This is a genomic window from Bacillus sp. JNUCC-21 (assembly GCF_041222765.1).
Classification (GTDB): Bacteria; Bacillota; Bacilli; order Bacillales; family Bacillaceae; genus Bacillus; species Bacillus velezensis.
This window is the reverse complement of the sequence record NZ_CP166019.1, coordinates 998,551-1,024,144: the sequence shown is the minus strand read 5'-3', so window position 1 is coordinate 1,024,144 and position 25,594 is coordinate 998,551. Positions and strand designations below refer to the sequence as shown.

Below are 25,594 nucleotides of genomic sequence, written 5' to 3'. Positions count from 1 at the left end.
ATTGGGGGGATTCTTTATGAAAGAGAAAAAGTCGTACACTGAGCTCATGAAGTCCCGCAACACGCAAATAGCAAACGAATTCGATGTGACAATGGCCGATATTTACATTCAAATGGTGCTTGATGAATCCTTGTATAAACGCCGGCTCGCCATGCTGACCATGCAGATTAATAAGGCGCTTGATGATAAAAATAAAGAAGCGTTCCTCACGCTTTCAAAAGAATATGCAGCACTTAAACAGAGTGAATAAGCCAATCCATATGGATTGGCTTTTTTTACATTATCCGTTTACGATGGTACCGCCGTTCACATGAATCGTCTGTCCCGTGACATAGGAAGAATCATCGCTTGCTAAGTACAAATAGCTCGGCGCCACTTCAACAGGCTCTCCCGGGCGCTGCATCGGCACGTCTGAGCCGAAGACTTCCACTTCCTTCGCCGAGAAGCTCGCCGGGATCAGCGGCGTCCAGATCGGCCCCGGCGCCACTGCGTTTACCCTGATGCCCTGAGTGACAAGAGATTGGGAAAGAGATCTTGTAAACGTGACGATCGCCCCTTTTGTCGCTGAATAGTCAATCAATGTTTTGTGGCCTTTATAGGCGGTAATAGAGGCCGTATTAATGATTGAACTTCCTTTTTTCAGGTGAGGGAGCGCGGCTTTCGTTAAGTAAAACATTGAAAAAATATTCGTCTGAAACGTTCTGATGAGCTGGTGGCTCGTGATTTTCTCAATCCCCGGCTGCACGTGCTGCTCACCCGCGTTGTTGACCAGGATGTCAATGGAAGGAAAGGCTTGGCCCGCCTGGCGGATGACATCGTTGCAAAAGGCTTCGTCGCCGACATCCCCTGCAATCAGCAGACACTTCGCCCCCTCTTTTTCTACATATTGCTTCGTCTCTTCGGCATCCTGATGCTCATCAAAGTAAACGATGACCACATTAGCGCCTTCCTTCGCGAATAAAACGGATACGGCGCGGCCGATCCCGCTGTCTCCGCCCGTGATGATCGCCGTTTTCCCTTCAAGTTTTTTCGCCGCTTTCGGTTTGTCAAAAACGGGGCGCGGGTCCATTACATATTCAAAGCCCGGCTGCCGGTTTTGATGCTGCGGCGGCAAGGTTTTCTTCTTCTGATTAGCCATTTTGATCACTCCTTTACATTAATTACTATATTATGAGTAATTTGAGCATCTTATACGAATTTCATGTATGAACAGAGTCTTATTGGAAAAATTAAGAATATACAACAGAGGAGGTAAATCTGAATTGACTACTTTTTCAAACGAGGAACCGGCTTCCTATTGGAAAGCAACAGCTGACATTCCTACCTTTCCCGCCCTCACTGAAGATACGGAATGTGACGTTGCGGTTATCGGCGGAGGAATTACGGGCCTGACAACGGCATACGAACTGACGAAAAGAGGTTTCCGTGTCGCTGTCATTGAAGCAGACCGGATTTTAAACGGGACCACCGCGGGCACGACCGCAAAAATCACCGCCCAGCATGATTTCATCTATGCCGATCTTATTCAGCAGATCGGCCTGACCAGCGCAAGGCTGTATTTCGAAGCCCATCTCCGCGCCATGGAAGACATGAAGCAGATTATGAAGGACCTTTCGATTGAATGCAGACTGGCTGAACAAGACGCATATCTTTACACCAATACAGAATCAGGCGTCAAAAAAATCCGCAGTGAGCAGGAAGCTTATACCAAGCTCGGCATTGAACACGAGCTTGTGAAAGAACTTCCCGTCCCCGTTGATTGCAGGCTCGGCCTCGCCATGAAGAATCAGGCGCAATTCCATCCGCTTTTATATGGTGCAGCGCTCGTCAAAGAGATCGTTAAAAACGGGGCGCGGATTTTTGAACAGACGGCTGCGATCGACATAAAAAAAGAACCGCAGCCGGAAGTGGTCACGAAAAACAGACACGGCATCAAGTGCAGCTACATTGTCTGCTCTTCCCACTTTCCTTTTTATGACGGAGGCGGGCTTTATGCCGCCAGAATGTATGCCAGCAGATCCTACGTACTCGCGGTAAAACCGAAACAAGCGTATCCGGACGGGATGTATCTCAGCATAGACAAGCCGTCCAGATCACTGCGATACACCGATTTGAACGGTGAAAAACTGGTTCTTGTCGGCGGCGAAAGCCACAAAACAGGCCAAGGAAAAGAAATGTCCGAGCATTACGAAGCGCTGAAACAATTTGCGGAAAACACAATCGGGGTTGAAAGCATCCCATATCATTGGTCTGCACAAGACCTTGTCACCATTGACAAAATTCCGTTCATCGGTCCCATCTCAGGCGATGAAGAACATATTTTGGCGGCGACCGGTTTTAAAAAATGGGGCATGACAAGCTCAGCGCTCGCCGCGAAGCTTTTGGCTGATCATATTCAAAACAAAAAGAACCCGTTTTCCGGCCTGTTTATTCCGTCACGCTTCCACGCAGATCCGGGACTGAAAAAACTGATTTCTTATAATGCCGACGTGGCCAAACACCTTATCTCAGGCAAACTTGAGAGGCCGGACGCTTCACCTGAGACTCTTCGGCCCGGGGAGGGAAAAATCGTAACGGTAAACGGCAAACGGGCCGGCGCCTATAAAGATGAAAAAGGCTGTCTGCATCTTGTCGATACGACATGCACCCATTTAGGCTGTGAGGTTGAATGGAATGACGGCGAACGGACGTGGGACTGTCCTTGTCACGGGTCCCGGTTCACACCTGACGGCGGGGTTGCCGAAGGTCCCGCCATCAAGCCGCTGAAACGCCTCAGCCAAGATTGACTAAACCATTCTGTACGAATGGTTTTATTTTTTTCTGCATTAAAATATTTTTATCAGATTCCTTCATTCAAGTTCCTTCCATACCGATAAAAAGAAAAAGAGAATATCTGGGGGAACTTATATTGTTATTTAAAAAAGACCGCAAAAAAGAAACAGCTTATTTTTCAGAAGCCGATGGAAAAAAACGCATCGCGCTTTCAAATCAATATGCAGATGTCCAAAAACAGCTGAAAATGGTCAGGCTCGGAAACGAAGAACTTCATGTGCTTGAAGAGCTGCAGCCGTTAATTAAAGAACATATCTCAACAATCGTCGATTCCTTTTACCGAAACCTGGATCACGAAAAATCATTAATGACGATCATTAACGACCACAGCACGGTCGAGCGCCTGAAAAAAACATTACGGCGTCATATCCATGAGATGTTTGCCGGCACGATTGATGATGAATTCATTGAAAAAAGACAGCGCATCGCTTCCATCCACTTGCGGATCGGCCTTGAACCGAAATGGTATATGGGAGCGTTTCAGGATCTGCTTCTGTCGATGATGAACATATATGAAGCAGCAATCCCGGATTTGCATGAACTTTTAAAAGCGATCAAAGCGACGACGAAAATATTGAATCTTGAACAGCAGCTCGTCCTTGAAGCATTCCAGAGCGAATATAACTGCCAGCGTGACGAACAAGAGGAAAAGAAAGCCCGTCTTCATCAAAAAATCCAGGAAACATCCGGATCACTCGCGGATTTGTTTTCAGAAACGAGCAGAGCCGTGCAGGAGCTGGTCGATAAATCCGAGGGCATTTCCGAGGCGTCAAAAGCCGGCACCGTCACTTCCGTACATGTCGAAGAAAAATCAATCGGCGGGAAAAAAGAGCTTGAAAGCCAGCAGAAGCAGATGAATAAAATCGACGCCAGCCTTCTGCAGATTGAAGAAGAAATGGACAAGCTGAATGACATCGCCCAGCAGATCGAAAAAATCTTCGGCATCGTGACGGGGATCGCCGAGCAAACGAATCTCCTGTCACTCAACGCTTCAATAGAATCTGCGAGAGCCGGTGAGCACGGCAAAGGATTCGCCGTTGTGGCGACGGAGGTAAGAAAGCTTTCAGAGGATACGAAAAAAACCGTTTCCACCGTATCAGAGCTCGTGAACAATACCAATACACAAATCGACATCGTGTCCAAACATATTAAAGATGTAAACGGACTTGTAAGTGAAACGAAAGAAAAAATGGCGCAGATCAACCGTCTGTTTGATGACATCGTCCAAAGCATGAAAACGAGCAAAGACCAGACAGGCAAAATCGACGTTGATTTGCAGGCCTTTCTCGGCGGTCTTCAAGAAGTCAGCCGCGCCGTTTCCCACGTTGCATCATCCGTTGATTCACTTGTTATCCTTACAGAAGAATAAAGATAAACCGACCGGACTTTTTCATAAAGGGCCGGTCTTTTTAATGTTAACTCAAAATATAATAGAGTTGACATATATAAAGACTCGCTTTATTGTATAAACATATTTTGATAAGCTGGAGGAATACATAATGAAATTGACAGAAATGATGCATATTGCCGTGTTTACCGCCATTATGGGACTTTTGGGGCTGCTCCCGCCGCTTTTCTTATCCTTTACGCCGGTTCCGATTACGCTCCAGACGATCGGTGTGCTCTTATCGGGAAGCATCCTAAAACCGAAAGCGGCGTTTTTAAGCCAATTGCTGTTTTTGCTGATTGTGGCATGCGGAGCGCCTCTCCTTTCAGGCGGCAGAGGCGGGTTCGGGGTTTTTTTCGGGCCGAGCGCCGGATATCTCATCGCATATCCGCTGGCGGCATTACTGCTGAGCCTCAGCATCCAAGGCCTTCGCTCAGCTGCTGTCCCCCATTTGTTTATCAGACAGTTCTTGTTCGGCGTGCTGTTTTTGTATGTCATCGGCATTCCCGTTCAGGCTTTTATAATGCACATTGATATCTTGACTGCCGTAAAGCTCAGCCTCATCTATGTGCCCGGAGATCTGCTTAAAGCGGCCGCAGCCTCATTCGCAGCCGTAAGAATCAGAAAAACTCTTCAAGCAAGCCGGCTTTTGCCGACGAAAGGAAGCTGATTTTAGTCATCATGATTACATCATCATATTCAGATACAGCCGGACAAGCGCCGGAACAGATCGCAATTCAGACAGAAACAGAACAGATCAACTATCAAACTTGGAACAGGCTAGTTAACCAAACCGCAAACTGGCTTGGCAGCCTTTCAGGTAAGCCGGAAAACATTGCAATATTACTGCCGAACGGCATCCCTTTTTTACAACTTTTCGCAGGGGCGGCGCATGCCGGCTGCACGGCGGTTCCGTTAGATCCCCGCTCGGCAGCGGCGGAACTCGCGGACCAGCTGAACATCAGCAAAACCGGCCTCGTCATCTGTGACCGCCGGCTGAGCGGCAGACTGGACGGCGTCAAAACGCCTGTCATCCTGTGGGATGAATGCAGGCCTTTGATCGAGGCGGAAAAAACGGAAGGCGCTTTTATCAAAAACGCCGGCCTGCCCTTTTATACCGGATTCACCTCGGGATCGACCGGTAAGCCGAAAGCCTTCACCCGCTCTCACCGTTCGTGGCTGGAGAGCTTTTCTTGTACGAAACGTGAATTCGGCATTTCCCCTGATGACAAAGTGCTGGTACCGGGCACGCTTCGCTCGTCACACTTTTTATACGGCGCCGTCAGCACTTTGTTTATCGGCGGAACCGTCATCCTTCAAAGAAAATTCAACCCGGCCGGAATGAAAGACCGGCTCAGACAAGCTGACGTTCTATATACCGTTCCGACAATGACGGACGCCCTGCTCTCACTAGAGTCGTTTCCGGATACACCGCTCAAGGTGATTTCTTCCGGTGCAGACTGGCCCGCTTCGTCTAAACAAGCGTTGTCAGAGCGCTATCCCCATCTGCGGTTGTACGATTTTTACGGAACGTCCGAGCTGAGTTTCGTGGCGTTCTTATCGCCTGAAGACAGCGCCCGAAAGCCTGACGCGGCGGGCCGCCCGTTTGAAAATGTTACAATCGAAATCCGCCGGCCCGGCGGAGAACGCTGCATGCCGGGCGAAACGGGGAAGATTTTTGTGAACAGCCCGATGAAATTTTCCGGATACATCAACGGCGCAAAACCTGATGATTCCGGCTGGATGACGGTTGATGACATGGGATATATTGATCGTGAAGGCTATCTTTATATCGAAGGACGTGAAAACGGGATGATCGTATCAGGCGGCCTGAATGTATTCCCTGAAGAGATAGAACGTGTGCTCAACCGCTGTCCGGGCGTCAGAAAAGCGGCCGTCATCGGCATTCCTGATGATTATTGGGGCAGCATCGCCGTTGCGGTGATCGACGGAGATGCAAATGTAAAGGAACTGAAGAAACAGTGCCGCGAGCAGCTGGCGGCATATAAAATACCGAAAAAATGGTTGTTTTCAGAAATACCGGAAACAGCCGGCGGAAAGATCGCCCGTGCCGCCGTACAAACGCAGGCAAAGGACATGATGGAATGGAAGCTGTAATTACGGATGCGAAACGGACAATTTTCGCCCGGGAAAACGGCCTGTTAAAAGACTGTCTCCCAGAAGATTTGGCAGCTCCGCTGATCCGCCATTTGAGCCGGAACATGCCCGAAGACATTGATGAAGTCCTGATCGGAAACGCGACGGGCCGCGGCGGGAATCTCGCCCGGCTGTCGTCCTTGGCCGCCGGACTTCCTTTGAGCGTGTCCGGTACGACCATCGACAGGCAGTGCGGCTCCGGACTGGACGCCGTGAGGGTCGCGTGCCACTTTGTCAAAGCCGGTGCGGGGAGCACGTACATCGCGGGAGGAGCGGAGAGCAGCAGCCGTTCCCCTTTCTCATCCCGGGCGCGCTTTTCTCCTGAACACATCGGCGATCCTGATATGGGCATAGCGGCCGAGTATACGGCACAGGCTTACGGCGTAACGAGAAAGATGCAGGACGAATATGCCCTTCTCAGCTATGAACGGAGCGTCAAAGCTTACGAAGACGGCTTGTACCGCCGGGAAATTCTTCCCTGTCACGGATTCGCCGCTGACGAAAACATGCTGAAAAAGCGGAACATGGAGCCTCTCATCTCCCGTGCCAAACCCGTTTTTCAGTCCGGAGGCTCTGTCACCGCCGCCAACAGCTGCGGAATTTCTGACGGGGCGGCGGCAGTTTGTGTGATGGAAGAACAAAAAGCGCGGTCTCTCGGTTTAAAGCCGGGATTGCGTTTTATCGGAAGCGCGGTAAGCGGCGTCCATCCGCATTATCCGTCAGCAGCTCCGGTGTATGCCGTCAAAAAGCTTTTGAAGGAACGGGAACTGTCACCGGATGATATTGATATATACGAAATCAACGAGGCGTTTGCCGTCAAAATATGCGTTTTTTCACAGCAGCTTCAAGTACCGTATTCTAAAATAAATGTCCGGGGCGGCGCTCTGGCGGTCGGGCATCCGTACGGGGCTTCCGGGGCGGCGCTTGTCACCCGGCTTTTTTATGAAGCAAAAAGACGCCCGGATGCCCGCTACGCAGCAGCAGCGATCGGCAGCGGAGGGGGAGTCGGACTGGCGCTTCTCTTTGAAGTGTTAACGTAACGGCAGTATAATAGATGATATCGATAAAAAATTGATCGGAGTGGAGACTTTATGACTGCCGTTTGTTTAGTAAGACATGGAGAGACTGATTGGAACGCCCAAAAGAAGCTTCAAGGCAAATCGGATATTCCGTTAAATGCGACGGGAGAGCGTCAGGCGAAAGAAACAGGAGAGTACTTAAAGGGGTCCGAATGGGATGTCATCGTCTCAAGCCCGATGAAACGGGCCAGAAAAACAGCTGACATTATTAACGGGTTTTTAAATCTTCCCATTGTCGTCATGGAAGATTTCAGAGAACGGAGCTACGGTGATGCGGAAGGAATGTCTTTACCGGAACGGTCGAAGCGCTACCCGGATAAAAACTACCCGAACATGGAGACAGCAGAAGAGCTGACAGACAGAATGCTTGCCGGTTTAGTGAAAGTTCAGGAGCGGTTTCCTGAGCAAAAAGTACTGATCGTCGCTCACGGCGCAGCCATTCACGCCCTCTTGTCCGCCATTTCTGACGGTGATACCGACATACAAAAAGCTAAGCTTGTCAATGCGTGCCTGAGCAATATCGAACGAATTGAAAATAAGTGGCGCGTCAAAGATTACAATGTAAGCAGCCACCTGTCAGAATCATAACAAAAAGGCCCGAATTCAGTTTTGGGCCTTTTTGGCGAGCATTTTTTTCTGCAGATCATGTAATATGGCGTCCGCACCGTCAATGCTCCGGCGCTCCGTCCATACCGCCCTGTCCGCGCGGTAAACGTGTCCGTTTTTTACGGCCGTCAGCTGTTTCCAGAGGTGATTTTTTTCGGGTTCTTTCTCACCGTCCAACAGCACGATGTAATCAGGATCGATATCCAAAAGCTGCCCGGGCGTCATTTTGATAGAGTCTGATTTCCCGCCGGAATCCGTCTGGACGGCATATGTAAACCCTGCGAGCGTCAAAAGCCGGGACGTAAAAAACTGATCATCCTTTACGGAAATGCTGTCATTTGCAGCGTCAATTAATAAAATCGTGCCGCCTTCTGCATCCAGCTTTCTTTTGATGTCATTCAGCTTTTCTTCCTGAGCCGACAATTGTTTCTCTATGATGCCATCTTTACCGACCGCCTTTTCAATAGTAAGGGCAGCGTCAACCGCATCCTGATAATCCGCAGCTTCATTTTTTAAAGCGATTGTCGGAGCGATCTTTGTCAGTTTTCGGTATATCCCCTTGTGAAGGCTTGAGTCTGCAATGATGAGATCGGGCTTTAACGAAGTGATCTTTTTCAAATCAGGGTGTGACGGTGGTCCGACAGACGGACTGCCGTCGTTTCGCTCTGTCCGATTATCCGCCGCAGCCACAGGCTTTATGCCGAGATCATGGAGGGTATCAATAAAGCCCTCATTCAATACGGCGATGCGCTGCGGGTGCGCAGCCACATGCGCCATCCCCAGATCGTGCCTGACGGCGGTTTCATGTCCCTGTTCTGAGCATGCCGTTATGAAGAGAACGGATAAGATCATCAGCATACTGAAAATTTGTTTCATCTGTTCCCCCTCTTTCGTTTTTCCGCAATTATATCATTGACAATATAAGTATCAATGATATTCATTATCATTATTTTTATAAAATGGTTTCACAGCTTTTCTCCGTCAAGAAAGCCGAAGACTGATTCATGCCGGCCGCTTTATTTCATTCCGCTTTCGTTTCCATCAGACTTCTGCATTCAACAAAAGGTGACATTTATCCTGTTTTTGCCGCAGCTTCCAAAAATGGAATCAAACCGTTCGACCCAGCAAACAAGAGAGCGATTGCGGCTGTGTACAAATACTCATGTCCTTCCATCGGTTTTTTCCATTAAAATTTAAATATTTCGGGTTCCTATTAAACGAAAGAGAGATGATATACCTAAATAGAAATAAAACAAATTGAAAAAAATTGGGTCTACTAAAATATTATTCCATGCTATACAATTAATCCACAGAATAATCTGTCTATTGGTTGTTCTGCAAATGAAAAAAAGGAGAGGATAAAGAGTGAGAGGCAAAAAGGTATGGATCAGTTTGCTGTTTGCTTTAGCGTTAATCTTTACGATGGCGTTCGGCAGCACGTCTCCTGCCCAGGCGGCAGGGAAATCAAATGGGGAAAAGAAATACATTGTCGGATTTAAACAGACAATGAGCACGATGAGCGCCGCTAAGGAAAAAGATGTCATTTCTGAAAAAGGCGGGAAAGTGCAAAAGCAATTCAAATATGTAGACGCAGCTTCAGCTACATTAAATGAAAAAGCTGTAAAAGAGCTGAAAAAAGACCCAAGCGTCGCTTACGTTGAAGAAGATCACGTTGCAAAAGCGTACGCGCAGTCCGTGCCTTACGGCGTATCACAAATTAAAGCCCCTGCTCTGCACTCTCAAGGCTTCACTGGATCAAATGTGAAAGTAGCGGTTATCGACAGCGGTATCGATTCTTCTCATCCTGATTTAAAAGTAGCAGGCGGAGCCAGCATGGTTCCTTCTGAAACAAATCCTTTCCAAGACTACAACTCTCACGGAACTCACGTTGCCGGTACAGTTGCGGCTCTTAATAACTCAGTCGGTGTATTAGGCGTTGCGCCAAGCGCATCTCTTTACGCTGTAAAAGTTCTCGGCGCTGACGGTTCCGGCCAGTACAGCTGGATCATTAACGGAATTGAGTGGGCGATCGCAAACAATATGGACGTTATTAACATGAGCCTCGGCGGACCTTCTGGTTCTGCAGCGTTAAAAGCAGCAGTTGACAAAGCCGTTGCTTCCGGCGTCGTAGTCGTAGCGGCAGCCGGTAACGAAGGCACTTCCGGCGGCTCAAGCACAGTGGGCTACCCTGGTAAATACCCTTCTGTCATTGCGGTAGGCGCTGTTAACAGCAGCAACCAAAGAGCATCTTTCTCAAGCGTAGGTTCTGAGCTTGATGTCATGGCACCAGGCGTCTCTATCCAAAGCACGCTTCCTGGAAACAAATACGGCGCGTACAATGGTACGTCAATGGCATCTCCGCACGTTGCCGGAGCGGCTGCTTTGATTCTTTCTAAGCACCCGAACTGGACAAACACTCAAGTCCGCAGCAGTTTAGAAAACACCACTACAAAACTTGGTGATGCTTTCTACTACGGAAAAGGGCTGATCAACGTACAGGCGGCAGCTCAGTAAAACATAAAAAACCGGCGTCGGCCATGGCCCCGCCGGTTTTTTTATTATTTTTCTTCCTCCGCATGTTCAATCCGCTCCATGATCGACGGGTGGCTCCCTCTGAAAATTTTGACGAGAAACGGCGGGTTGACCCGGCTCAGTCCCGTATCGGCCAAGTCCTGAAACGTCTCAATCGCCGCTTCCCGGTTTCCGGTCAGCTCAATGCCGTAACGGTCGGCGGCGTTTTCCTGATACCGGGAGACGGCATTCGTAATCGGATCAGAAGCAAAACTGAGAACGGATATGAGCAGCAATAACAGCGGGAGGGCGGCCAGATCTTCAGGCCCCTTTATATGAAGCATTCGGCCGAAGAATTTGGACAGCCGCTTATAAAGCTTGTCAATGATATAGAACCCGGCTAATGACAGCAGCAGATACCCGGCCAGACCGATGTACACGTGCTTCATCACATAATGCCCCATCTCATGCCCCATAATGAACAAAATTTCCCGATCCTTCAGTTTGTTAAGCGTCGTATCCCACAAAACGATCCGCTTATTCGAACCGATGCCCGTCACATACGCATTCAGCGCATTCGTTTTCTCCGACATATTTACTTCATAAACATGGCTGGCCGGAATATCGGCCTTGTCGGCAAGCGACAAGATTTTGCTTTCCAGCTCCTTGTCTTTCAGCGGATAGAAATCATTGTATAAAGGATCAATCACGACCGGCTGCAGGAAAAACAAAAACAGGGTAAACGGCACAGTAAGACACCAAGCGTAAAACCACCATTTTTTTGTATGCTTTGTGATCAGCCAGTAAAACACAAGCACACACACGGCAAACAGCGGAAAACTGATCCAGAAATCAATGACATGGTCTCTTATCCAGCTTGCTGTTGTCTGCGTCGAAATATGATACGCAAGCGAAACCCGATATCCGATCCACTCAAGCGGAAGCGAAGCCGCCGTTACGATGAGTGAAATCACAAATACGAAGCTTCCGATTTGCAGCACCCGAAAGCGCACCGCTGCTTCCAGCCAATGCTTTATTTTTTTGGCAAGCCCCGTAATGAGCAGCAGAAAAAATAAAAACCAATCTAACGGCGCACCGATGAAAAATAAAAAATCCTTTACATTTGAAAAGTTTTCAGCGGCTTCCAGGCGGCCCGGGTCCATAAACGAGGACGGATCGGCTTTCGTTCCCTTTACGGCCTCCGGGACGGCGGAGTCGCCTGTCATAAAGAAATACCAATAGAAAAAAAGGCCGTACAGCACATAGGCAAGTCCCGCTGCCGCTATCCATTTGCGCATGGAAGTCTCCCTCCTTAGCCTGATGACTTACTCCTATTGTAAGCATAAATGCAAATAAATAGAACCAAGCCTCCGAAACGGATGTTAATCTACTCACAACAGAAAAGAATGGAACAACAGGAAGCGGGAAAGACTAAAAGACGGAGTGATGAATATGAAAAAAATAATCGCGTTTATTGTAGTAATCGCCCTTTTGGTTATTGCTTTCTTCTATGTATACAGCCGGACCGGCGATGTGTTTCCATCAAGCAACGCAGATCTGATTATTCTGTCTGAGCACGGAAAAAAAGAAATCAAAATTAAAGACAGGCAGAATGTAAAAGATATGCTCGATATCTTGAACCAAGGAAAACAAGTCAAACTGACCAAAAGCGTATCTCCCGATTACGACGGAACGGTCAAATACCATGAAGACCGTTTTGATTCATTCAGCATGTGGCTCGAAGGCGGCAATTATATGATGTACAAGTATAAAAACACGTATTACAAACTGACCCGGCATGATACGAAGCTTGTGCAAAGCATCATTAAGGAAGAATCGCAGAGCTGACCGGATCAGCATGTAAAAGCGAAGCCCCCGGCTTCGCTTTTCGTCTGTCATTTCGGAAGCATGTCCCGGACCGCCCGCCTCAGCAGCTTCCCGGTCGCGTTCTTCGGAATCTCATCAAGAAAAACCACTTCCGCCGGCCGTTTATATTTTGCCAAATGTGTTTCACAGTAATCAAAAACCGCCTGCTCTGTCAGCTCACCGTCCCCCGGCACTATATAAGCATGCACCGCTTCCCCCGTTTTGGCGTCAGGAACGCCGATGACCACGGCTTCTTTAATGCCCTCATGGCTGTAGAGCACTTCTTCTACTTCGCGCGGATAGACGTTGTATCCGCCGACGAGAATCATATCTTTTTTTCTGTCGACGATATAAAAATAACCGTCTTCATCGCGCTTCGCCAAATCACCCGTGTACAGCCAGCCGTCTTTCAGCGCGTGCTCCGTCTCCTCGGGCATCTTGTAATAGCCTTTCATCACATTCGGCCCTTTCACGATCAATTCTCCCACTTGATGGTCGGGCAATTCGCGTCCGAGCGTATCGACGACTTTATTTTCGACATGTAAAATATTCGTCCCGATCGAGCCGGGCTTTCTCCCCCGGTCAAACGGATTAAAACAAGTAACCGGAGACGCTTCAGAAAGTCCGTACCCCTCCAGAATGGTGACGTCAAAGGTTTGTTCAAACGTCTGCAACAGAGCGACCGGCATGGAGGCCCCGCCTGAAATGCACAGTCTGACGGACGCAAAATCCTCCGCCTTGCCGTGCTCGTATTGATACAGATAGTTATACATCGTCGGAACGCCGGCAAAAATGGTTGCCTGACGGCTTTTAATCAGTTTAAACACAGAAGCCGGGCTGAATTGCGGCTCGATTAAGACACACGCTCCGCTCATCAGAGGCGCATTCATACAAACGGTTAAACAAAAAACGTGAAACATCGGCAATGCCGCCACAATTTTGTCTTTCTCATTCATTCCTAAGTATCCGGCGACATCATTTGCATTGGAGAAAAGATTCTGATGGGTGAGCATGGCGCCTTTCGGTTTTCCGGTCGTCCCTGAGGTGTATAAAATGACGGCAGTATCATCTTTGGACAATGTCGGATAAGTTCTGCTGCGCTCCGCCGGGCGAAGCATTTTTGTAAACGTTGTCATTTTTAAGCGCAATTGAGGGTCTTCTGTCGATGGAGCGTTCTCTGCTGTCTGGCTGATAATGATATGCTCCAGCAGCGGCAGCGAGCCGTGCAGGCTTTCAAATACGGGAATTAAAAGGTCGATGCCGGCGATCGCTTTGACATCGCCGTTTTTCAGCATGTATGCGATTTCTGAAGGTGTATATGCCGGATTAACAGGTATGACGACAATTCCCGCTTTTAACGCGCCGAAAAACGCAATAACAAAATCAGGCGTATTTCCGAGCAGCAGCGCGAGATGATCCCCTTTTTTCAGTCCCCTGTCCTCCAAGCCGTTTGCAAATGCTTTGATTTTACCTGCCAGCTCCTCATACGTCATGTACTGATCTTGAAACAGACAAGCTGGTTTTTCCGGTTTCTGCGATGCCGTTTCTTCCAATTTGGAAACCAGATTCATTTTCCCACCCCTTTAAAAATTGTAATGAATGAATAGTCATTCATTTATCCGGAATAAACGTTCACTTTTATTATAGAAAAATATAGAAAAACACTCAAGGGCAAAAAGCCCCGAGTGCCGTAAAACCGGAAACTATAATTGTTTCAGCGCTTCACTGACCGGCGTGCCGCCCGCCGTCAGATCGAATGCTTTTTCATACGTATTCGGTTCATCAAGGGATGCGATAACGGTCTTGGCGACATCGTCTCTTGAAATGGAGCCTCTTTCCAAATCGGCCGCGGCTTTGATATTTCCCGTGCCGGGATCATTTAATAACCCGCCCGGCCGGATAATCGTATACGTCAGACCGCTCGCTTCAAGAATTTTATCCGCATAATGCTTTGCGGCGTAATACGGCTTCAGCGCTTCATTCCAATTGCCGCGGTTATGAGCCTGAAGGGCGCTTACCATAATGAACCGCTTGATGCCGGCTATCTTTGCCGCTTCTATCGCTTTCGCGGCTCCGTCAAGATCAATCAAAAGCGTCTTATCGTATCCGGTGCTTCCTCCTGATCCGGCGGTAAACACAATCGCGTCACAGCCTTCAGCGGCTTTCGCGATGTCTTCCGGGCTTCCTTCCAAATCTGCAAGAACGGCTTCTGTTCCCGCGGCTTGAAGCGCTTCTTTCTGCTCTTGTTTCCGGACCATCGCCCGCAGCGTATGCGTGCCGTCTTTTTGAAACAGCCCGGTCAGCCGCTGTCCGATCTGTCCGTTTGCTCCGATGAGAAATACTTTCATCATGATCCCTCCCCATTCATTATGGTTCTATCATTTCACAAAAACGGGCGCTGATTCAAATCATGCGTTCGGCAAATGTTCTAATAAATCAGCTCGAGGAAATCTTCCAGCTCTATTTTGCCGAAATACTGTTTCAGATCGATTCCGGCCAGCGCCTCCCTGATAGCGGTTCGGTCATACTGTTTTCCGGTCAGTGCCTGTTCGACTTCACTCACATCTTTCGCACCGAAGAAATCACCGAAAATTTTGCAGTCCTGAATGATTCCTTTTTTCACTTCAAGACGCAGATCAATCGATCCGACCGGATAACGTTTCGAATGCTGAAGATTAAATGCGGGCGACCTTCCGAAATTCCAGTCCCAGTTTTGATAGCGCTCTTCGGAAATCTTCCGGATCGCTTTCCAGTCTTCATCGGTCAGTTTATATTCCGGCACTTCGGAAAGATCATTTGTATTAAAAATATGGTGAAGCAGGTGCTTTTTGAATTCATCCGCCGTCATTTTGTCATCAAGAAACTCGCTGATGTTGGCGACACGGCTTCTGATCGACTTAATGCCTTTTGATTCGATTTTGTCTTTTTTCACTTTCAAGGCTGACACAACATGATCAATGGCGGAATCCAGCATTAATGTTCCGTGGCTGAAAATACGCCCTTTCGTCGAAAATTGAGCGTTGCCGGAAATTTTTCTGCCGTCCGCCACGATGTCATTTCGGCCGCTTAATTCAGCTTCCACACCGAGCTGGCGCAGCGCCTGAATAACGGGTTCGGTGAATTTTTTAAAATTGTGAAAGCTGTCGCCGTCATCCTTCGTGATAAAACTGAAATTCAGATTCCCGAGGTCATGGTAAACCGCACCGCCTCCTGACAGCCTGCGGACGACGATAATTCCGTTATCTTCTACGTATTTCGTATTGATTTCTTCTATTGTGTTTTGGTTCTTCCCAATGATAATCGACGGCTGATTGACATAAAACAGCAGGTATGTCTGTTCAGGGTCGAGATGCTTCACGCAATATTCCTCGATCGCGAGGTTGATCCTCGGGTCGGTTATGTTTTGGTTGTCGATAAATAACATGGTGCTCCTCCTTTATTTCTCCCACTTCAATCCGGAAGCGGCGATTGTCACTTCGCCCCCGAACACGGATTCCGCTTCTTCTTTCAGCTTCCGGTGCTCGCCGAAATGAGGCAGATGCGTGAGAATCAGCTCCCCCGCTCCGGCCTCCTTCGCGATACGTCCGGCTTCCAAACTGTTCATATGGCCGGCTGACGTGCCGTCCTGGTCTGCGTAAAAATTGCACTCGCAGATCAGCAGATCGGCATTTTCCGCAAACGGGATAAACGCGTCCTGGTAGCTTGAATCAGCCGTATACACAACAGAAGCTGAACCGTCAGTAATCCGCATCGCATAACAAGTGACCGGATGCGCCGTTTTCAGAAAGGTAATGGTGAACGGACCTAGAGAAAGCGGGCGGTCCGGCTGATAGGCCACTCCTTTTGTATGCGTTTTATATGTAAGGCGCTCAAACTGTTCTATATCAGCATCATGCCCGTAAATCGGCAGTGCATGCGTCCCTTTTCCGAGAAAGGAGCCGACCTGTTTGGCAAATTGAAGCGGCCCGATATCAGCGATATGATCATGGTGATAATGGGACAAAATGACGGCATCAAGCTCTTCTGCCGGAACATAGGCAAACAGCTTTGATAATACGGCGCTTCCGCAATCGACGAGCAGAGAATAACCGCCGGACTGAAACAGATAGCCTGAAGTTGCTTCGTTTGCGGCCGGAAACCCGCCGCAGCATCCAATAACTGTAACTTTCATATAATCCTCCGAATGTTTATGATAAAAAGATCCTTTCCTCCAATATACCTATTTTTCGTACAAATTGCATGTTTTAAACATTGTGTCAAAACAGCCGTTGATTTTCCAAAACTGTTATAATACAATGTAAAGACAAAACAATGAAAGAGGGATGGGTATGTTGGAAAAGATGTCGGATTTTTTCAGAAATTTACCCGGTAAGAAATGCGAAGAATGCGGAAATGAGATTGTTGAGCAGTATGAGTGTCACATTAATCTGTGCAATGACTGCTTGAAAATTAAGGATATGTGACAATAGTGCGCCGCACAATTCTAAGTTGTGCGGCGCCCGTTTTTTCGGCCCTCATCATACTTTCTGAATAGGGCGTTATTCACCATTATTAGCAATTATCTGTACGTTTTAAAAGATTCAGTATTTTCAATCTATATTTTTCTATAGACGGATTGTTTTCTTTTCTATTATAATTTGTTCTAATAGCTATCTTTTTAGATACTTATTGCACTTTTTTCTTCGGGAGGTAATCTATGAAAAAATTACGCTTTGGACTAGCGACGCAAATTTTCGTCGGACTCATACTAGGGGTTGTAGTCGGTGTCATCTGGTACGGCAATCCCGCCATTCCAACATATTTACAGCCTATCGGCGATTTGTTTTTACGCTTAATCAAAATGATAGTGATTCCAATTGTCGTCTCCAGCTTAATCATCGGCGTTGCCGGCGCGGGAAGCGGAAAACAAGTCGGAAAATTAGGCTTCAGAACGATTTTGTATTTTGAGATCATTACCACTTTTGCCATTATTCTCGGGCTGGCTTTGGCGAATCTGTTTCAGCCGGGAGCAGGCGTTAATATACATGAAGCTCAAAAGACAGATATCAGTCAATATGTTGAAACAGAAAAAGAACAAAGCAGTAAATCCGTTGCGGACACATTCCTGCATATCGTACCGACAAACTTCTTCCAATCATTAGCCGAAGGAGATCTGCTTGCCATCATCTGCTTTACCGTGCTGTTTGCACTCGGCATCTCGGCAATCGGTGAAAAAGGAAAGCCCGTATTGGCCTTCTTTGAAGGTGTTTCTCATGCGATGTTCCATGTTGTGAACCTCGTCATGAAAGTTGCGCCGTTTGGTGTTTTTGCGTTGATCGGTGTTACCGTTTCCAAATTTGGGCTCAGTTCCCTGCTTTCACTCGGTAAACTGGTCGGTTTAGTATATGTAGCTTTGGCTTTCTTTCTCATTGTTGTATTCGGAATCGTCGGAAAGCTTTCCGGTTTAAACATTTTCAAATTCCTCGCCTATATGAAGGATGAAATTTTATTGGCGTTCAGTACGTCAAGCTCCGAAACCGTACTCCCCCGCATCATGGAGAAGATGGAGAAAATCGGCTGTCCGAAAGGTATTGTTTCCTTTGTTGTGCCGATCGGATATACCTTTAACTTAGACGGATCTGTGCTGTACCAATCAATCGCCGCTTTATTCCTCGCTCAGGTATACCACATTGACTTGACCATTTGGCAGCAGATTACCCTTGTGCTTGTCTTGATGGTCACTTCCAAAGGAATGGCTGCCGTGCCCGGGACTTCTTTCGTCGTCCTGCTTGCGACACTCGGCACAATCGGCGTTCCTGCAGAAGGCCTTGCATTCATCGCCGGTGTTGACCGGATTATGGACATGGCCCGTACGGTCGTCAATCTGACCGGAAACGCGCTGGCATCTGTTGTGATGTCAAAATGGGAAGGCCAGTATGATCCCGTTAAAGGCGCGAAGGTCATGAGCCTCGCCAAAACAGAACAAAACACAACCATCTCAGGTTAAAATGAAAACCCTGCACGGAATGATTTCCGCGCAGGGTTTTTTATGCCATCGGCGATAAAACGTACCGGTGCAAAAGCTTCGCCGTATTAAGAAGCGATAATTCATGCGTGCGTTCAAAAGCGTGTGAAGCGTCAATTCCCGGGCCGATCAGCCCATGGACGATGTCATGGCCCGAACGGATGGCTGCTGAGGCATCAGAACCGTAATACGGATAAATATCAAGCTGATAATCAATGCCATAGCGCTCCGCAAGCCCGGCCAGATGTTTTCTGAGCTGATAATGGTACGGGCCGCTCGCATCCTTCACGCAAATGGAGACGGTATATTCATCCGTAGACTGGCCGTCGCCGATCGCCCCCATATCAACAGCCAAGTATTCGACGGTCTCAGGAGGAATGTTAGAATTGCCGCCGTAGCCGATTTCTTCATTATTAGAAATCAGAAAATGCGTCGTATACGGAAGTTCGATTTTCTCTTCCGTGATGCGGCGGATTAAATTCAAGAGCAGAGCCACGCTCGCTTTGTCATCAAGATGCCGGGACTTAATAAAGCCGCTCGGCGTAATCTGCACGCGCGGGTCAAATGAGATGAAATCGCCGACCCTGATGCCGAGATCGGACGTCTCTTCCTTCGTCCGGACAGGCTCATCAAGACGGACTTCCATATTCTCCTGATTCCGCTCTGCCTTGCCGGCGTCCTTGTAGACGTGCACTGAAGTCTGATGCATTAAGATGGTGCCTGTATAGGTTTTGCCGGAAGAAGTTTGGATCTCGCAATATTCCCCTTCAATCGAGTGATATCGGAAGCCGCCGATCAAGTCAATCTTCAGCCGGCCGTCCGCCTTTATCTCCTTTACCATCGCGCCGAGCGTATCGACATGCGCCGTCAGCAATCTGTGTTTCTTGTCATCACGGCCGGGAATTGTGACAAAAAGACCGCCTTTGCGGTTTCTGTAAGAGGAGACGCCCCATTCTTTTAAAAGACTTTCTGTATAGGCGATAACCTCGTATGTATTGCCCGTCGGACTCGGAATTGACACCAATTCTTTAATCAGTTCCATCGTATGTTTCATATTTGCCACAGGTCATTCCTCCTATCAATTTTATTCTTCTTAAAATATACTCTTTTGATCCATAACCCGTCCAATCTTTTCCTTCTCTTTTTTCATAGAATGAAGGGAGCATGAGCATAGGAGGGAAATGTATGATCAGCCGTAAACCGCACAAGCGGAAAAGATTTCATAATGATTGGTTTGAGGATTGGTTTGAGGATGATTGGTCTGGTGCAGCCTTCTGGGGCTGTAAAAAAGAAGAAGATCACTGTAAAAAGAAAAAAGAAGACCCTTGTAAAAAGAAGAAAGAAAAAAAGAAGAAAGAAAAAAAGAAGCATCATCATTCATGCCGCCGCTGCTGCCGTCATTGGTAATCGTTCACACAAGCCCGTTTTACAAATAGATTTCTCATGCTCCCCAAACAGCGGATGCTGCTTGGGTTTTTTTATTAAAATTAGTACCAAGTAATAATATCAGGTGTTATAATCTGATATAAAGGAGTGATTTTTTCATGTCAAAATCTAAAATTACAGCAATCGGTACATATGCTCCGGCACGCCGATTAACAAACCCGGATTTGGAGCGCATCGTCGATACATCTGATGAATGGATCGTCCAGCGCACCGGTATGAAGGAAAGACGCATTGCCGGCGAACATGAATTCACATCGGATTTGTGTGTGGAAGCGGTGAAAAACCTTGCAGAACGATACAGCGGAACTCTTGATGATGTCGATATGATCCTTGTCGCCACAACGACGGCGGACTATGCGTTTCCAAGCACCGCGGCACGCGTGCAGGCTTACTTCGGCTGGCCGCACACGGGGGCGCTTGATATTAACGCCACATGCGCCGGACTCACTTACGGCCTTCAGCTCGCAGACGCATTAATTACCGCCGGTTCCCATCAAAAAGTGATTGTCATTGCCGGTGAAACATTATCAAAGGTAACGGATTATACTGACCGGACGACCTGCGTTCTTTTCGGAGACGCTGCTGGCGCCCTATTGGTAGAACGCGACGAATCAGCGCCGGGCTTTTTGGCAGCCGTGCAAGGAACAGCGGGAGGCAGCGCGGACGTGCTGTATCGCACGGGACTGAGCGCAGAATTAAACGGCGAGCCGCTTAAAGGCGGAGGAAACATGGTGCAAAACGGGCGCGAAGTATATAAATGGGCGGCCAGAACCGTGCCTGAGGAATGCAATGCCCTTTTAGAAAAAGCCGGCTTTTCAAAAGACGATCTGGATTGGTTCGTTCCTCACAGCGCCAACATGCGGATGATCGAATCCATCTGCGAAAAACTGCCCTTCCCGCTTGAACGGACATTGACAAGCGTTGAATATTACGGCAACACTTCATCGGTTTCTATTATTCTCGCATTGGATGAAGCTGTGAAAGCAAAAAAACTGTCGGAAGGCCAGACACTGGTATTATTCGGGTTCGGCGGAGGATTGACGTATACCGGACTGTTGGTAAGATGGGGATTTTAATAGTACGACGATCGAAATCTAAAAAAAAGAGGCCCTGAGCATCTGCTCAGAGCCTCTTTTTCTTATGCTGTTATTTCTTCTTCCGTTTTGTGTTCTTTTTTGCTTTGCACCGTAAAATACACGATGGTCAGCGCGATCATGACAACGGCGATGCCCAACAGAATGGATGCCTGCTGCCACATGTAGCCGTAGTCGCCATTTGAAATGACGGCACGGAACCCGTTGATGCTGTAAGTCATCGGCAGTGCCCCGTGAATCACTTGATAGAATCCCGGCAGGAGTTCAAGCGGGAAGGTTCCTCCGCTTGCCCCGAGCTGGAGCACCAGAATGATGACAGCGATAAAGCGTCCCGGATTCCCCATCGTTGTCGCCAATAATTGGATCATCGACAGGAACGCGATGCTGGTAATCATCGTAAAGAGATAGAATCTCCACGTGCTTTCCACATCAAGCCCGATTCCTTTTAACAGAACCGTGGCGACAATAACGGATTGAATCAGTCCGACAAGCAGAATAACACTGAATTTGCTGAGGAACCATTCAAAACCGTTTCTCGGACGCCCTGAAGCTTCACTCAGAGGGAATACGACCGTCAGCATCAATCCGCCGACATACAAGCCCATAGAGAGAATATAAGGCGTCAGTCCGGTACCGTAGTTAGGCACGGAATGAATCGCGTTATCGTCCGTTTTTACCGGATCGGCAAACATGCTGTACGTTTTGTCATCTGTCTTAATGTCCCCGGTTTGATCGGCCGCATCTTTCAGCTGGCTGGACAATTGTCCGGTGCCGTCTAAAAGCTTGCTTAAACCGGTGCCGAGAGACGCTTGACCCTGCTCAATTTTGGACGAGCCGTCATGGATTTTGTTTTGCGCGTCCAGCAGTTTCGTTAAGCCGCCTGATACTTGGCCGCTCCCTGACACTAACGCTTCTGATCCTGATTTGAGCTGTCCGAACTTGCTGTTGTATTCGCCGATGCCGGCTGTCAGTTTGTTTTGGCTTTCAAAAACGGTCTGCGCTCCGCTGTATAATTTATCAGTTCCCGCTGTCAGCTGGTTAATCGCGTCTTGTACCGCCGCTGCGCCGTTATACAGTTTCGATGTGGACTGAGGCAGTGCTTTCAGCTGATCAGCCTTCGCTTTTACATCTTTGAGCGCGCTTTTTATGACTGACATATCCGGAAGCTGAATATCTCCGCCGGACGGAAGCTGGCTGACGATATTGTCTAAATCCGGAAGGTCAGCCTTCGGAAGCTTCTCATTCAGAAGCTGAACAAGTTTCGCTTTTTGCTCATCCGTTAAGAAATCACTGTCCTTAATCACCTTTTTGACCGCGTCATCCCGGGCATCCAGGCTGTTTTTCAGATCAGAAAGCTTCTTCTTAAACTGCTGCAGGTCCTTTTCAGTCTGTTCGAGCTGCCCAACCGCGTTTTCAATGTCTGACAGGTTGACTGAATTGATCGCATCTTCAAATGCCGCCGCTTTTTGCGACACTTCCTGCGCCTTGCTGTTTAACGCGCTTAATCCATTCGTTAAATCCGGAAGCTTTTGCTGGAGCTGCTTTTGTGCGTCAAGGCTTGTTTTCAGCCCGCTGGCCACTTGGCCTCCTCCTGAAGCAATCTGTCCTGATTTATCTTGAATTTCGGCGCTTGCGCTCTGAAGTTTTGCGATAGAGCTGTCAAGCGTTTGAATTCCGCTTGTCACTTTCGCCGCGCCGTCTGCAAGCTGCTGTGTTTTATCGCCGATGGTGGCGGTGCTTTCAGTAAGCTTCGCTAAATTTTCCTTCAGCTTGGCGCTGCCGTCTTTCGCGTTTTTCGTGCCGTCGTCTATTTTCTTGGCTCCGCTGCTGGCTTTGCCGAGCCCTTTGGCAATATCTTTAAAGTTATCAAAAATGACTTTTGCGTATTGCTCTGTCACTTCTTTCGACACGGAGGCTTTCAGTTTGTCGATCGCCTTTTCCCCGATTGTCGCGCCGACATAGTTTGATCCGGCATTCGTATGATATTTCAGATCCAGCTTCTTCGGATTTTTATCCATTACCGTGCTGGCGTTTTTAGAAAAATCTTCAGGAATCTCGACCAATAAATAATATTTAGCATTTAATAAGTCCTTTAACGATTGATCAAGATCGCTTGAAAAATGCCAATCAAAATTATCATTTTTCTTTAACTCTTTCACAAGATCGTCACCGATCTGAAGATGTTTCCCTTCGTAGTCCGCCCCTTTATCCTGGTTGACAACGACAACCGGCAGCTGATCCACCGTGCCGTACGGGTCCCAGTACGCCTTCAAAAACACTCCGCTGTAGATCAGCGGAACGAATAATATGGCAATGATGGGGATTAACAGTTTCTTGTTCGTTACAATGTCTTTCCACTGGCTTTTTATTGTATTCAACCCTGTTGCCTCCTTCCGCAAACTGACTCATTTGACAAAACGGTCACGGCACCTAAAAAGTGAAGGATCATCTATTATTTAGATAATCCTTGACCAACATACATTTCCAGCAATTCAGCGATCGTCTCTTTTTCAAGAGGCGGATGGTTTTTTTCCCAGTCAAATATCAGCGCGATGTAGAGCTTGAGCATCACAAAAGCGGTCAGTTCCGGATCACACGGTTTAATGCTTCCGTTTTCAATGGCTGTTTCTATCTTTTCTTTAATGTATGACAGAATGGCCCGCTCCATTTTCGCAATGACATCCTGAACGGCTATTGTACCAATCTCGGCGTTCTCCTGAAAAATTTTAATAGTCAGCTGGTGTGTTTTTCTGAATTCCAAAATCGCGACAAGCGCCCGGTGGACATTTTCGTGAAATGAAAGCTCCGGTTTCATCGCTTCGTCTGCGTGTTCCTTCATTTCTCTTAAAATAGTGGTGAAAATATCATCAAACAGTTCTTCTTTGTTTTTGAAAAACGTGTAGATGGTTCCCTTCCCCACATTTGCAAGCTTTGCCACCAGATCCATTGTCGTTGCTTTGTAGCCGAATTGTGTAAAAGACTTCGTTGCCGCTTCCAGAATGAGCTTTTTCCGATCGACGGACATGTTTCCCACCTCGTTAAATTGACCGTTTGAACGTTTTAGTCATTTTGTACATAAGATAACTTATCACAGTCGCAAAGAAGATTCAAATGTTTTCTCTCTTTATTGGTGTTCCCTTTACAGAACGGGAACATGCAAAAAAACCTCCGTTTTACGATAACGGAGGCTGGTACGTTTCAAATAAATAAGCCAGTGAATCGTATACGGCGGCTTTTCCCTGGTCGATACAGTCGGGGATGCCCACCCCTTCGAAAGACGCGCCCGTCGCGTATACGCCCGGATAGGAAGCTTTCAGCGCATCTCTGAACTCTTTGATGCGCTCCTTATGGCCGACATGGTATTGCGGCATGCTTTCGTTCCAGCGGGTCACACAGGTCATTTCCGGTTCGCCATTTATTTTCATTACTTTTTTCAAATCTTCCATTACGATTTTAATGATCTCGTTATCTGAAAGATCTACGATGGATTCATCTCCGGCCTTTCCGACGTACGCTCTGAGAAGCGTTTTGCCCTCCGGCGCCGCGTGCGGCCATTTTTTATTCGTCCATGTGCAGGCCGTGATGGAGAAGTCGCTGTTTCTTGAGATAACGAATCCCGTACCTTCATGCTCCATCTTGACGGCTCCCTCAGGAAAACCTAAGGCGACGTTGGCAACGGACGTAGAATGCATGTCTTTAAGACATGAAACCGCCGGCAGATCAGAAAGCATTTTCGCCGCGGCTTTATGCGGGGCTGTTACTATGCATCCTTCCGCATAGAGCACTTTGCCGTTATCAAGCGTCACAGAATATCCTTTCTCCTCGCGGCCGATATGGGTGACTTTCGTTCCTTTCATCACCTTTGTCAGCGTAAGCTGCTTTTCCAGCTCCTCCACCAACGTTTGAAGCCCTGTTGTCAGCGTTAAAAACTGGCCCTGCTTTTTGGCTGTCAGCTGCTGTCCCGAAGGCTGCGGACGCGATTTTTTCATGCCGAGAATCAGGCTTCTGTGCTTCTGCTCAGTCTGATAGAATTGCGGAAACGTGGACATGAGGCTCAGCTTATCAATATCTCCGGCATAAATCCCTGATAATAGCGGTTCTATTAAATTCTCAACGACTTCGTCACCGACGCGTCTGCGGAAAAATTCACCCAGAGACTGATCTTCCTTCGGTTTGCTCGCAGGCAGGACAAAGTCAAGCGCCGCCCGCGCCTTTCCGGGAACAGAAAATAAACCGGTGGAGATGAACGGAGCGATTTTGGTCGGAATGCCCATCACCGCGCCCTTCGGCATCGGATGGAGCGTCTCGTTGACGAGCACGTAAGACTGGCCGGTCGCATTGTTGACGAGCAGATGCTCAAGCCCCAAATCCTTGACGAGCTGCGGCGCGCTTTTTTTCCTTTCCAAAAAAGAATCCGGCCCCCGCTCAATGATGTAGCCGTCTTTATGCGCCGTCTGAATTTTGCCGCCCGCTCTCGGGCCCGCTTCAATCAGAGTGACCTCAAGCGGCAGCTGTTTTTCCTTGATTTCTTTTTCCATGTAGAAGGCGGCGGCTAATCCCGTTATGCCGCCGCCGATGATGACCAGATGTTTTTTATCGCCACTCATTTTTA

General features: G+C 48.0%; 24 protein-coding genes and 1 pseudogene. 14 read left to right on the top strand and 11 right to left on the bottom strand.

What is annotated here, in order from left to right:
- The first annotated feature begins 16 nt into the window (after positions 1-16).
- Positions 17-250 carry an IDEAL domain-containing protein gene (locus JNUCC21_RS05300; RefSeq protein WP_012117233.1) on the top strand — a complete coding sequence of 78 codons (234 nt, stop codon included), beginning with the start codon at positions 17-19 and terminating at the stop codon, positions 248-250.
- A 30-nt stretch (positions 251-280) separates the two neighbouring features.
- On the opposite strand, the gene JNUCC21_RS05295 is transcribed toward JNUCC21_RS05300, so the two are convergent.
- The gene (locus JNUCC21_RS05295) at positions 281-1,138 is read right to left on the bottom strand and encodes an SDR family oxidoreductase (protein WP_007610477.1); all 858 of its coding nucleotides are present in this window, start codon (positions 1,136-1,138) and stop codon (positions 281-283) included.
- Between the two features lie 124 nt (positions 1,139-1,262).
- Between JNUCC21_RS05295 and JNUCC21_RS05290 the strand changes: the two genes are divergently transcribed.
- The 7 genes and pseudogenes from JNUCC21_RS05290 (at position 1,263) to JNUCC21_RS05260 (ending at position 8,043) form a co-directional block, all read left to right on the top strand.
- Complete coding sequence (locus JNUCC21_RS05290; RefSeq protein ID WP_216062190.1) at positions 1,263-2,786, top strand: FAD-dependent oxidoreductase; 1,524 nt, start codon at positions 1,263-1,265, stop codon at positions 2,784-2,786.
- Positions 2,783-3,442: pseudogene (locus tag JNUCC21_RS05285) on the top strand (protoglobin domain-containing protein); the annotation flags it as partial. The gene JNUCC21_RS05290 and the pseudogene JNUCC21_RS05285, both read left to right, overlap by 4 nt.
- Positions 3,443-3,685: 243 nt before the next feature.
- On the top strand, positions 3,686-4,201 hold the full coding sequence (locus tag JNUCC21_RS05280; RefSeq protein ID WP_369878811.1) for a methyl-accepting chemotaxis protein: 516 nt from the start codon (positions 3,686-3,688) through the stop codon (positions 4,199-4,201).
- Between the two features lie 130 nt (positions 4,202-4,331).
- Positions 4,332-4,889 (top strand): biotin transporter BioY, encoded by a 558-nt coding sequence (locus tag JNUCC21_RS05275; RefSeq protein WP_014304743.1) that lies wholly within the window; start codon positions 4,332-4,334, stop codon positions 4,887-4,889.
- Positions 4,890-4,900: 11 nt separating this feature from the next.
- Positions 4,901-6,337, top strand: coding sequence for an acyl-CoA synthetase (locus JNUCC21_RS05270; protein WP_369878662.1), 1,437 nt, complete (start codon positions 4,901-4,903; stop codon positions 6,335-6,337).
- Positions 6,325-7,416: an acetyl-CoA C-acyltransferase gene (locus tag JNUCC21_RS05265; RefSeq protein WP_369878661.1), complete on the top strand. Its 1,092-nt coding sequence runs from the start codon at positions 6,325-6,327 to the stop codon at positions 7,414-7,416. Before JNUCC21_RS05270 ends, JNUCC21_RS05265 begins: the two co-directional genes overlap by 13 nt.
- 51 nt (positions 7,417-7,467) lie before the next feature.
- Positions 7,468-8,043, top strand: coding sequence for a histidine phosphatase family protein (locus tag JNUCC21_RS05260; protein WP_216062188.1), 576 nt, complete (start codon positions 7,468-7,470; stop codon positions 8,041-8,043).
- A gap of 15 nt (positions 8,044-8,058) precedes the next feature.
- On the opposite strand, the gene JNUCC21_RS05255 is transcribed toward JNUCC21_RS05260, so the two are convergent.
- Entirely contained in the window at positions 8,059-8,937 is an 879-nt protein-coding gene (locus JNUCC21_RS05255) for an ABC transporter substrate-binding protein (protein WP_369878660.1), read from the bottom strand.
- 489 nt (positions 8,938-9,426) lie between these two features.
- Between JNUCC21_RS05255 and JNUCC21_RS05250 the strand changes: the two genes are divergently transcribed.
- Positions 9,427-10,575: a S8 family peptidase gene (locus JNUCC21_RS05250; protein ID WP_369878659.1), complete on the top strand. Its 1,149-nt coding sequence runs from the start codon at positions 9,427-9,429 to the stop codon at positions 10,573-10,575.
- Between the two features lie 44 nt (positions 10,576-10,619).
- Here JNUCC21_RS05250 and JNUCC21_RS05245 read toward each other — a convergent pair whose 3' ends face one another.
- Positions 10,620-11,870 carry a M48 family metallopeptidase gene (locus JNUCC21_RS05245; RefSeq protein ID WP_012117226.1) on the bottom strand — a complete coding sequence of 417 codons (1,251 nt, stop codon included), beginning with the start codon at positions 11,868-11,870 and terminating at the stop codon, positions 10,620-10,622.
- A gap of 154 nt (positions 11,871-12,024) precedes the next feature.
- On the opposite strand from JNUCC21_RS05245, the gene JNUCC21_RS05240 reads away from it, so the two are divergent.
- Positions 12,025-12,420, top strand: a complete 396-nt coding sequence (locus JNUCC21_RS05240; RefSeq protein ID WP_007409201.1) for a hypothetical protein — start codon at positions 12,025-12,027, stop codon at positions 12,418-12,420.
- A 47-nt stretch (positions 12,421-12,467) separates the two neighbouring features.
- On the opposite strand, the gene JNUCC21_RS05235 is transcribed toward JNUCC21_RS05240, so the two are convergent.
- The 4 genes from JNUCC21_RS05235 to JNUCC21_RS05220 all read right to left on the bottom strand — a co-directional run bounded on the left by JNUCC21_RS05235 (position 12,468) and on the right by JNUCC21_RS05220 (position 16,609).
- Positions 12,468-14,009 (bottom strand): fatty acid--CoA ligase family protein, encoded by a 1,542-nt coding sequence (locus JNUCC21_RS05235; RefSeq protein WP_007409202.1) that lies wholly within the window; start codon positions 14,007-14,009, stop codon positions 12,468-12,470.
- Between the two features lie 132 nt (positions 14,010-14,141).
- Entirely contained in the window at positions 14,142-14,786 is a 645-nt protein-coding gene (locus JNUCC21_RS05230) for an SDR family oxidoreductase (protein ID WP_007409203.1), read from the bottom strand.
- A gap of 80 nt (positions 14,787-14,866) precedes the next feature.
- Positions 14,867-15,862 (bottom strand): lipoate--protein ligase LplJ, encoded by a 996-nt coding sequence (gene lplJ / locus JNUCC21_RS05225; RefSeq protein WP_003155205.1) that lies wholly within the window; start codon positions 15,860-15,862, stop codon positions 14,867-14,869.
- A 12-nt stretch (positions 15,863-15,874) separates the two neighbouring features.
- Positions 15,875-16,609: an MBL fold metallo-hydrolase gene (locus JNUCC21_RS05220; protein WP_025284514.1), complete on the bottom strand. Its 735-nt coding sequence runs from the start codon at positions 16,607-16,609 to the stop codon at positions 15,875-15,877.
- Positions 16,610-16,760: 151 nt separating this feature from the next.
- Between JNUCC21_RS05220 and yhfH the strand changes: the two genes are divergently transcribed.
- Together yhfH and JNUCC21_RS05210 are read left to right on the top strand one after the other, a co-directional pair.
- Positions 16,761-16,901, top strand: coding sequence for a protein YhfH (gene yhfH, locus JNUCC21_RS05215; protein ID WP_012117221.1), 141 nt, complete (start codon positions 16,761-16,763; stop codon positions 16,899-16,901).
- Positions 16,902-17,134: 233 nt separating this feature from the next.
- Positions 17,135-18,424 carry a cation:dicarboxylate symporter family transporter gene (locus JNUCC21_RS05210; protein ID WP_369878658.1) on the top strand — a complete coding sequence of 430 codons (1,290 nt, stop codon included), beginning with the start codon at positions 17,135-17,137 and terminating at the stop codon, positions 18,422-18,424.
- Positions 18,425-18,464: 40 nt separating this feature from the next.
- Here the strand turns inward: JNUCC21_RS05210 and JNUCC21_RS05205 are convergent, their stop codons facing one another.
- Positions 18,465-19,496, bottom strand: a complete 1,032-nt coding sequence (locus tag JNUCC21_RS05205) for a M42 family metallopeptidase (protein ID WP_007409206.1) — start codon at positions 19,494-19,496, stop codon at positions 18,465-18,467.
- Positions 19,497-19,627: 131 nt separating this feature from the next.
- Here JNUCC21_RS05205 and JNUCC21_RS05200 point away from each other — a divergent pair, with 131 nt between their 5' ends.
- The gene (locus JNUCC21_RS05200; protein WP_007610440.1) at positions 19,628-19,849 is read left to right on the top strand and encodes a hypothetical protein; all 222 of its coding nucleotides are present in this window, start codon (positions 19,628-19,630) and stop codon (positions 19,847-19,849) included.
- Positions 19,850-19,986: 137 nt separating this feature from the next.
- The gene (fabHB, locus tag JNUCC21_RS05195) at positions 19,987-20,964 is read left to right on the top strand and encodes a beta-ketoacyl-ACP synthase III FabHB (RefSeq protein ID WP_369878657.1); all 978 of its coding nucleotides are present in this window, start codon (positions 19,987-19,989) and stop codon (positions 20,962-20,964) included.
- Positions 20,965-21,026: 62 nt separating this feature from the next.
- Here the strand turns inward: fabHB and JNUCC21_RS05190 are convergent, their stop codons facing one another.
- The 3 genes from JNUCC21_RS05190 to hemY all read right to left on the bottom strand — a co-directional run bounded on the left by JNUCC21_RS05190 (position 21,027) and on the right by hemY (position 25,589).
- The gene (locus JNUCC21_RS05190; protein WP_007409209.1) at positions 21,027-23,360 is read right to left on the bottom strand and encodes a YhgE/Pip domain-containing protein; all 2,334 of its coding nucleotides are present in this window, start codon (positions 23,358-23,360) and stop codon (positions 21,027-21,029) included.
- Positions 23,361-23,434: 74 nt separating this feature from the next.
- Entirely contained in the window at positions 23,435-24,007 is a 573-nt protein-coding gene (locus tag JNUCC21_RS05185) for a TetR/AcrR family transcriptional regulator (protein ID WP_003155219.1), read from the bottom strand.
- Between the two features lie 148 nt (positions 24,008-24,155).
- On the bottom strand, positions 24,156-25,589 hold the full coding sequence (gene hemY, locus JNUCC21_RS05180) for a protoporphyrinogen oxidase (RefSeq protein WP_003155220.1): 1,434 nt from the start codon (positions 25,587-25,589) through the stop codon (positions 24,156-24,158).
- Between the last annotated feature and the right edge of the window lie 5 nt (positions 25,590-25,594).

What these genes read in the sequence shown, in the direction of transcription:
- JNUCC21_RS05300 (WP_012117233.1), top strand. Translation starts at nt 17, where the DNA reads ATGAAAGAGAAAAAGTCGTACACTGAGCTCATGAAGTCCCGCAACACG.
- JNUCC21_RS05295 (WP_007610477.1), bottom strand. Translation starts at nt 1,138, where the DNA reads ATGGCTAATCAGAAGAAGAAAACCTTGCCGCCGCAGCATCAAAACCGG.
- JNUCC21_RS05280 (WP_369878811.1), top strand. Translation starts at nt 3,686, where the DNA reads ATGAATAAAATCGACGCCAGCCTTCTGCAGATTGAAGAAGAAATGGAC.
- JNUCC21_RS05275 (WP_014304743.1), top strand. Translation starts at nt 4,332, where the DNA reads ATGAAATTGACAGAAATGATGCATATTGCCGTGTTTACCGCCATTATG.
- JNUCC21_RS05270 (WP_369878662.1), top strand. Translation starts at nt 4,901, where the DNA reads ATGATTACATCATCATATTCAGATACAGCCGGACAAGCGCCGGAACAG.
- JNUCC21_RS05265 (WP_369878661.1), top strand. Translation starts at nt 6,325, where the DNA reads ATGGAAGCTGTAATTACGGATGCGAAACGGACAATTTTCGCCCGGGAA.
- JNUCC21_RS05260 (WP_216062188.1), top strand. Translation starts at nt 7,468, where the DNA reads ATGACTGCCGTTTGTTTAGTAAGACATGGAGAGACTGATTGGAACGCC.
- JNUCC21_RS05255 (WP_369878660.1), bottom strand. Translation starts at nt 8,937, where the DNA reads ATGAAACAAATTTTCAGTATGCTGATGATCTTATCCGTTCTCTTCATA.
- JNUCC21_RS05245 (WP_012117226.1), bottom strand. Translation starts at nt 11,870, where the DNA reads ATGCGCAAATGGATAGCGGCAGCGGGACTTGCCTATGTGCTGTACGGC.
- JNUCC21_RS05240 (WP_007409201.1), top strand. Translation starts at nt 12,025, where the DNA reads ATGAAAAAAATAATCGCGTTTATTGTAGTAATCGCCCTTTTGGTTATT.
- JNUCC21_RS05235 (WP_007409202.1), bottom strand. Translation starts at nt 14,009, where the DNA reads ATGAATCTGGTTTCCAAATTGGAAGAAACGGCATCGCAGAAACCGGAA.
- JNUCC21_RS05230 (WP_007409203.1), bottom strand. Translation starts at nt 14,786, where the DNA reads ATGAAAGTATTTCTCATCGGAGCAAACGGACAGATCGGACAGCGGCTG.
- lplJ (WP_003155205.1), bottom strand. Translation starts at nt 15,862, where the DNA reads ATGTTATTTATCGACAACCAAAACATAACCGACCCGAGGATCAACCTC.
- JNUCC21_RS05220 (WP_025284514.1), bottom strand. Translation starts at nt 16,609, where the DNA reads ATGAAAGTTACAGTTATTGGATGCTGCGGCGGGTTTCCGGCCGCAAAC.
- yhfH (WP_012117221.1), top strand. Translation starts at nt 16,761, where the DNA reads ATGGGTATGTTGGAAAAGATGTCGGATTTTTTCAGAAATTTACCCGGT.
- JNUCC21_RS05210 (WP_369878658.1), top strand. Translation starts at nt 17,135, where the DNA reads ATGAAAAAATTACGCTTTGGACTAGCGACGCAAATTTTCGTCGGACTC.
- JNUCC21_RS05205 (WP_007409206.1), bottom strand. Translation starts at nt 19,496, where the DNA reads ATGAAACATACGATGGAACTGATTAAAGAATTGGTGTCAATTCCGAGT.
- JNUCC21_RS05200 (WP_007610440.1), top strand. Translation starts at nt 19,628, where the DNA reads ATGATCAGCCGTAAACCGCACAAGCGGAAAAGATTTCATAATGATTGG.
- fabHB (WP_369878657.1), top strand. Translation starts at nt 19,987, where the DNA reads ATGTCAAAATCTAAAATTACAGCAATCGGTACATATGCTCCGGCACGC.
- JNUCC21_RS05185 (WP_003155219.1), bottom strand. Translation starts at nt 24,007, where the DNA reads ATGTCCGTCGATCGGAAAAAGCTCATTCTGGAAGCGGCAACGAAGTCT.
- hemY (WP_003155220.1), bottom strand. Translation starts at nt 25,589, where the DNA reads ATGAGTGGCGATAAAAAACATCTGGTCATCATCGGCGGCGGCATAACG.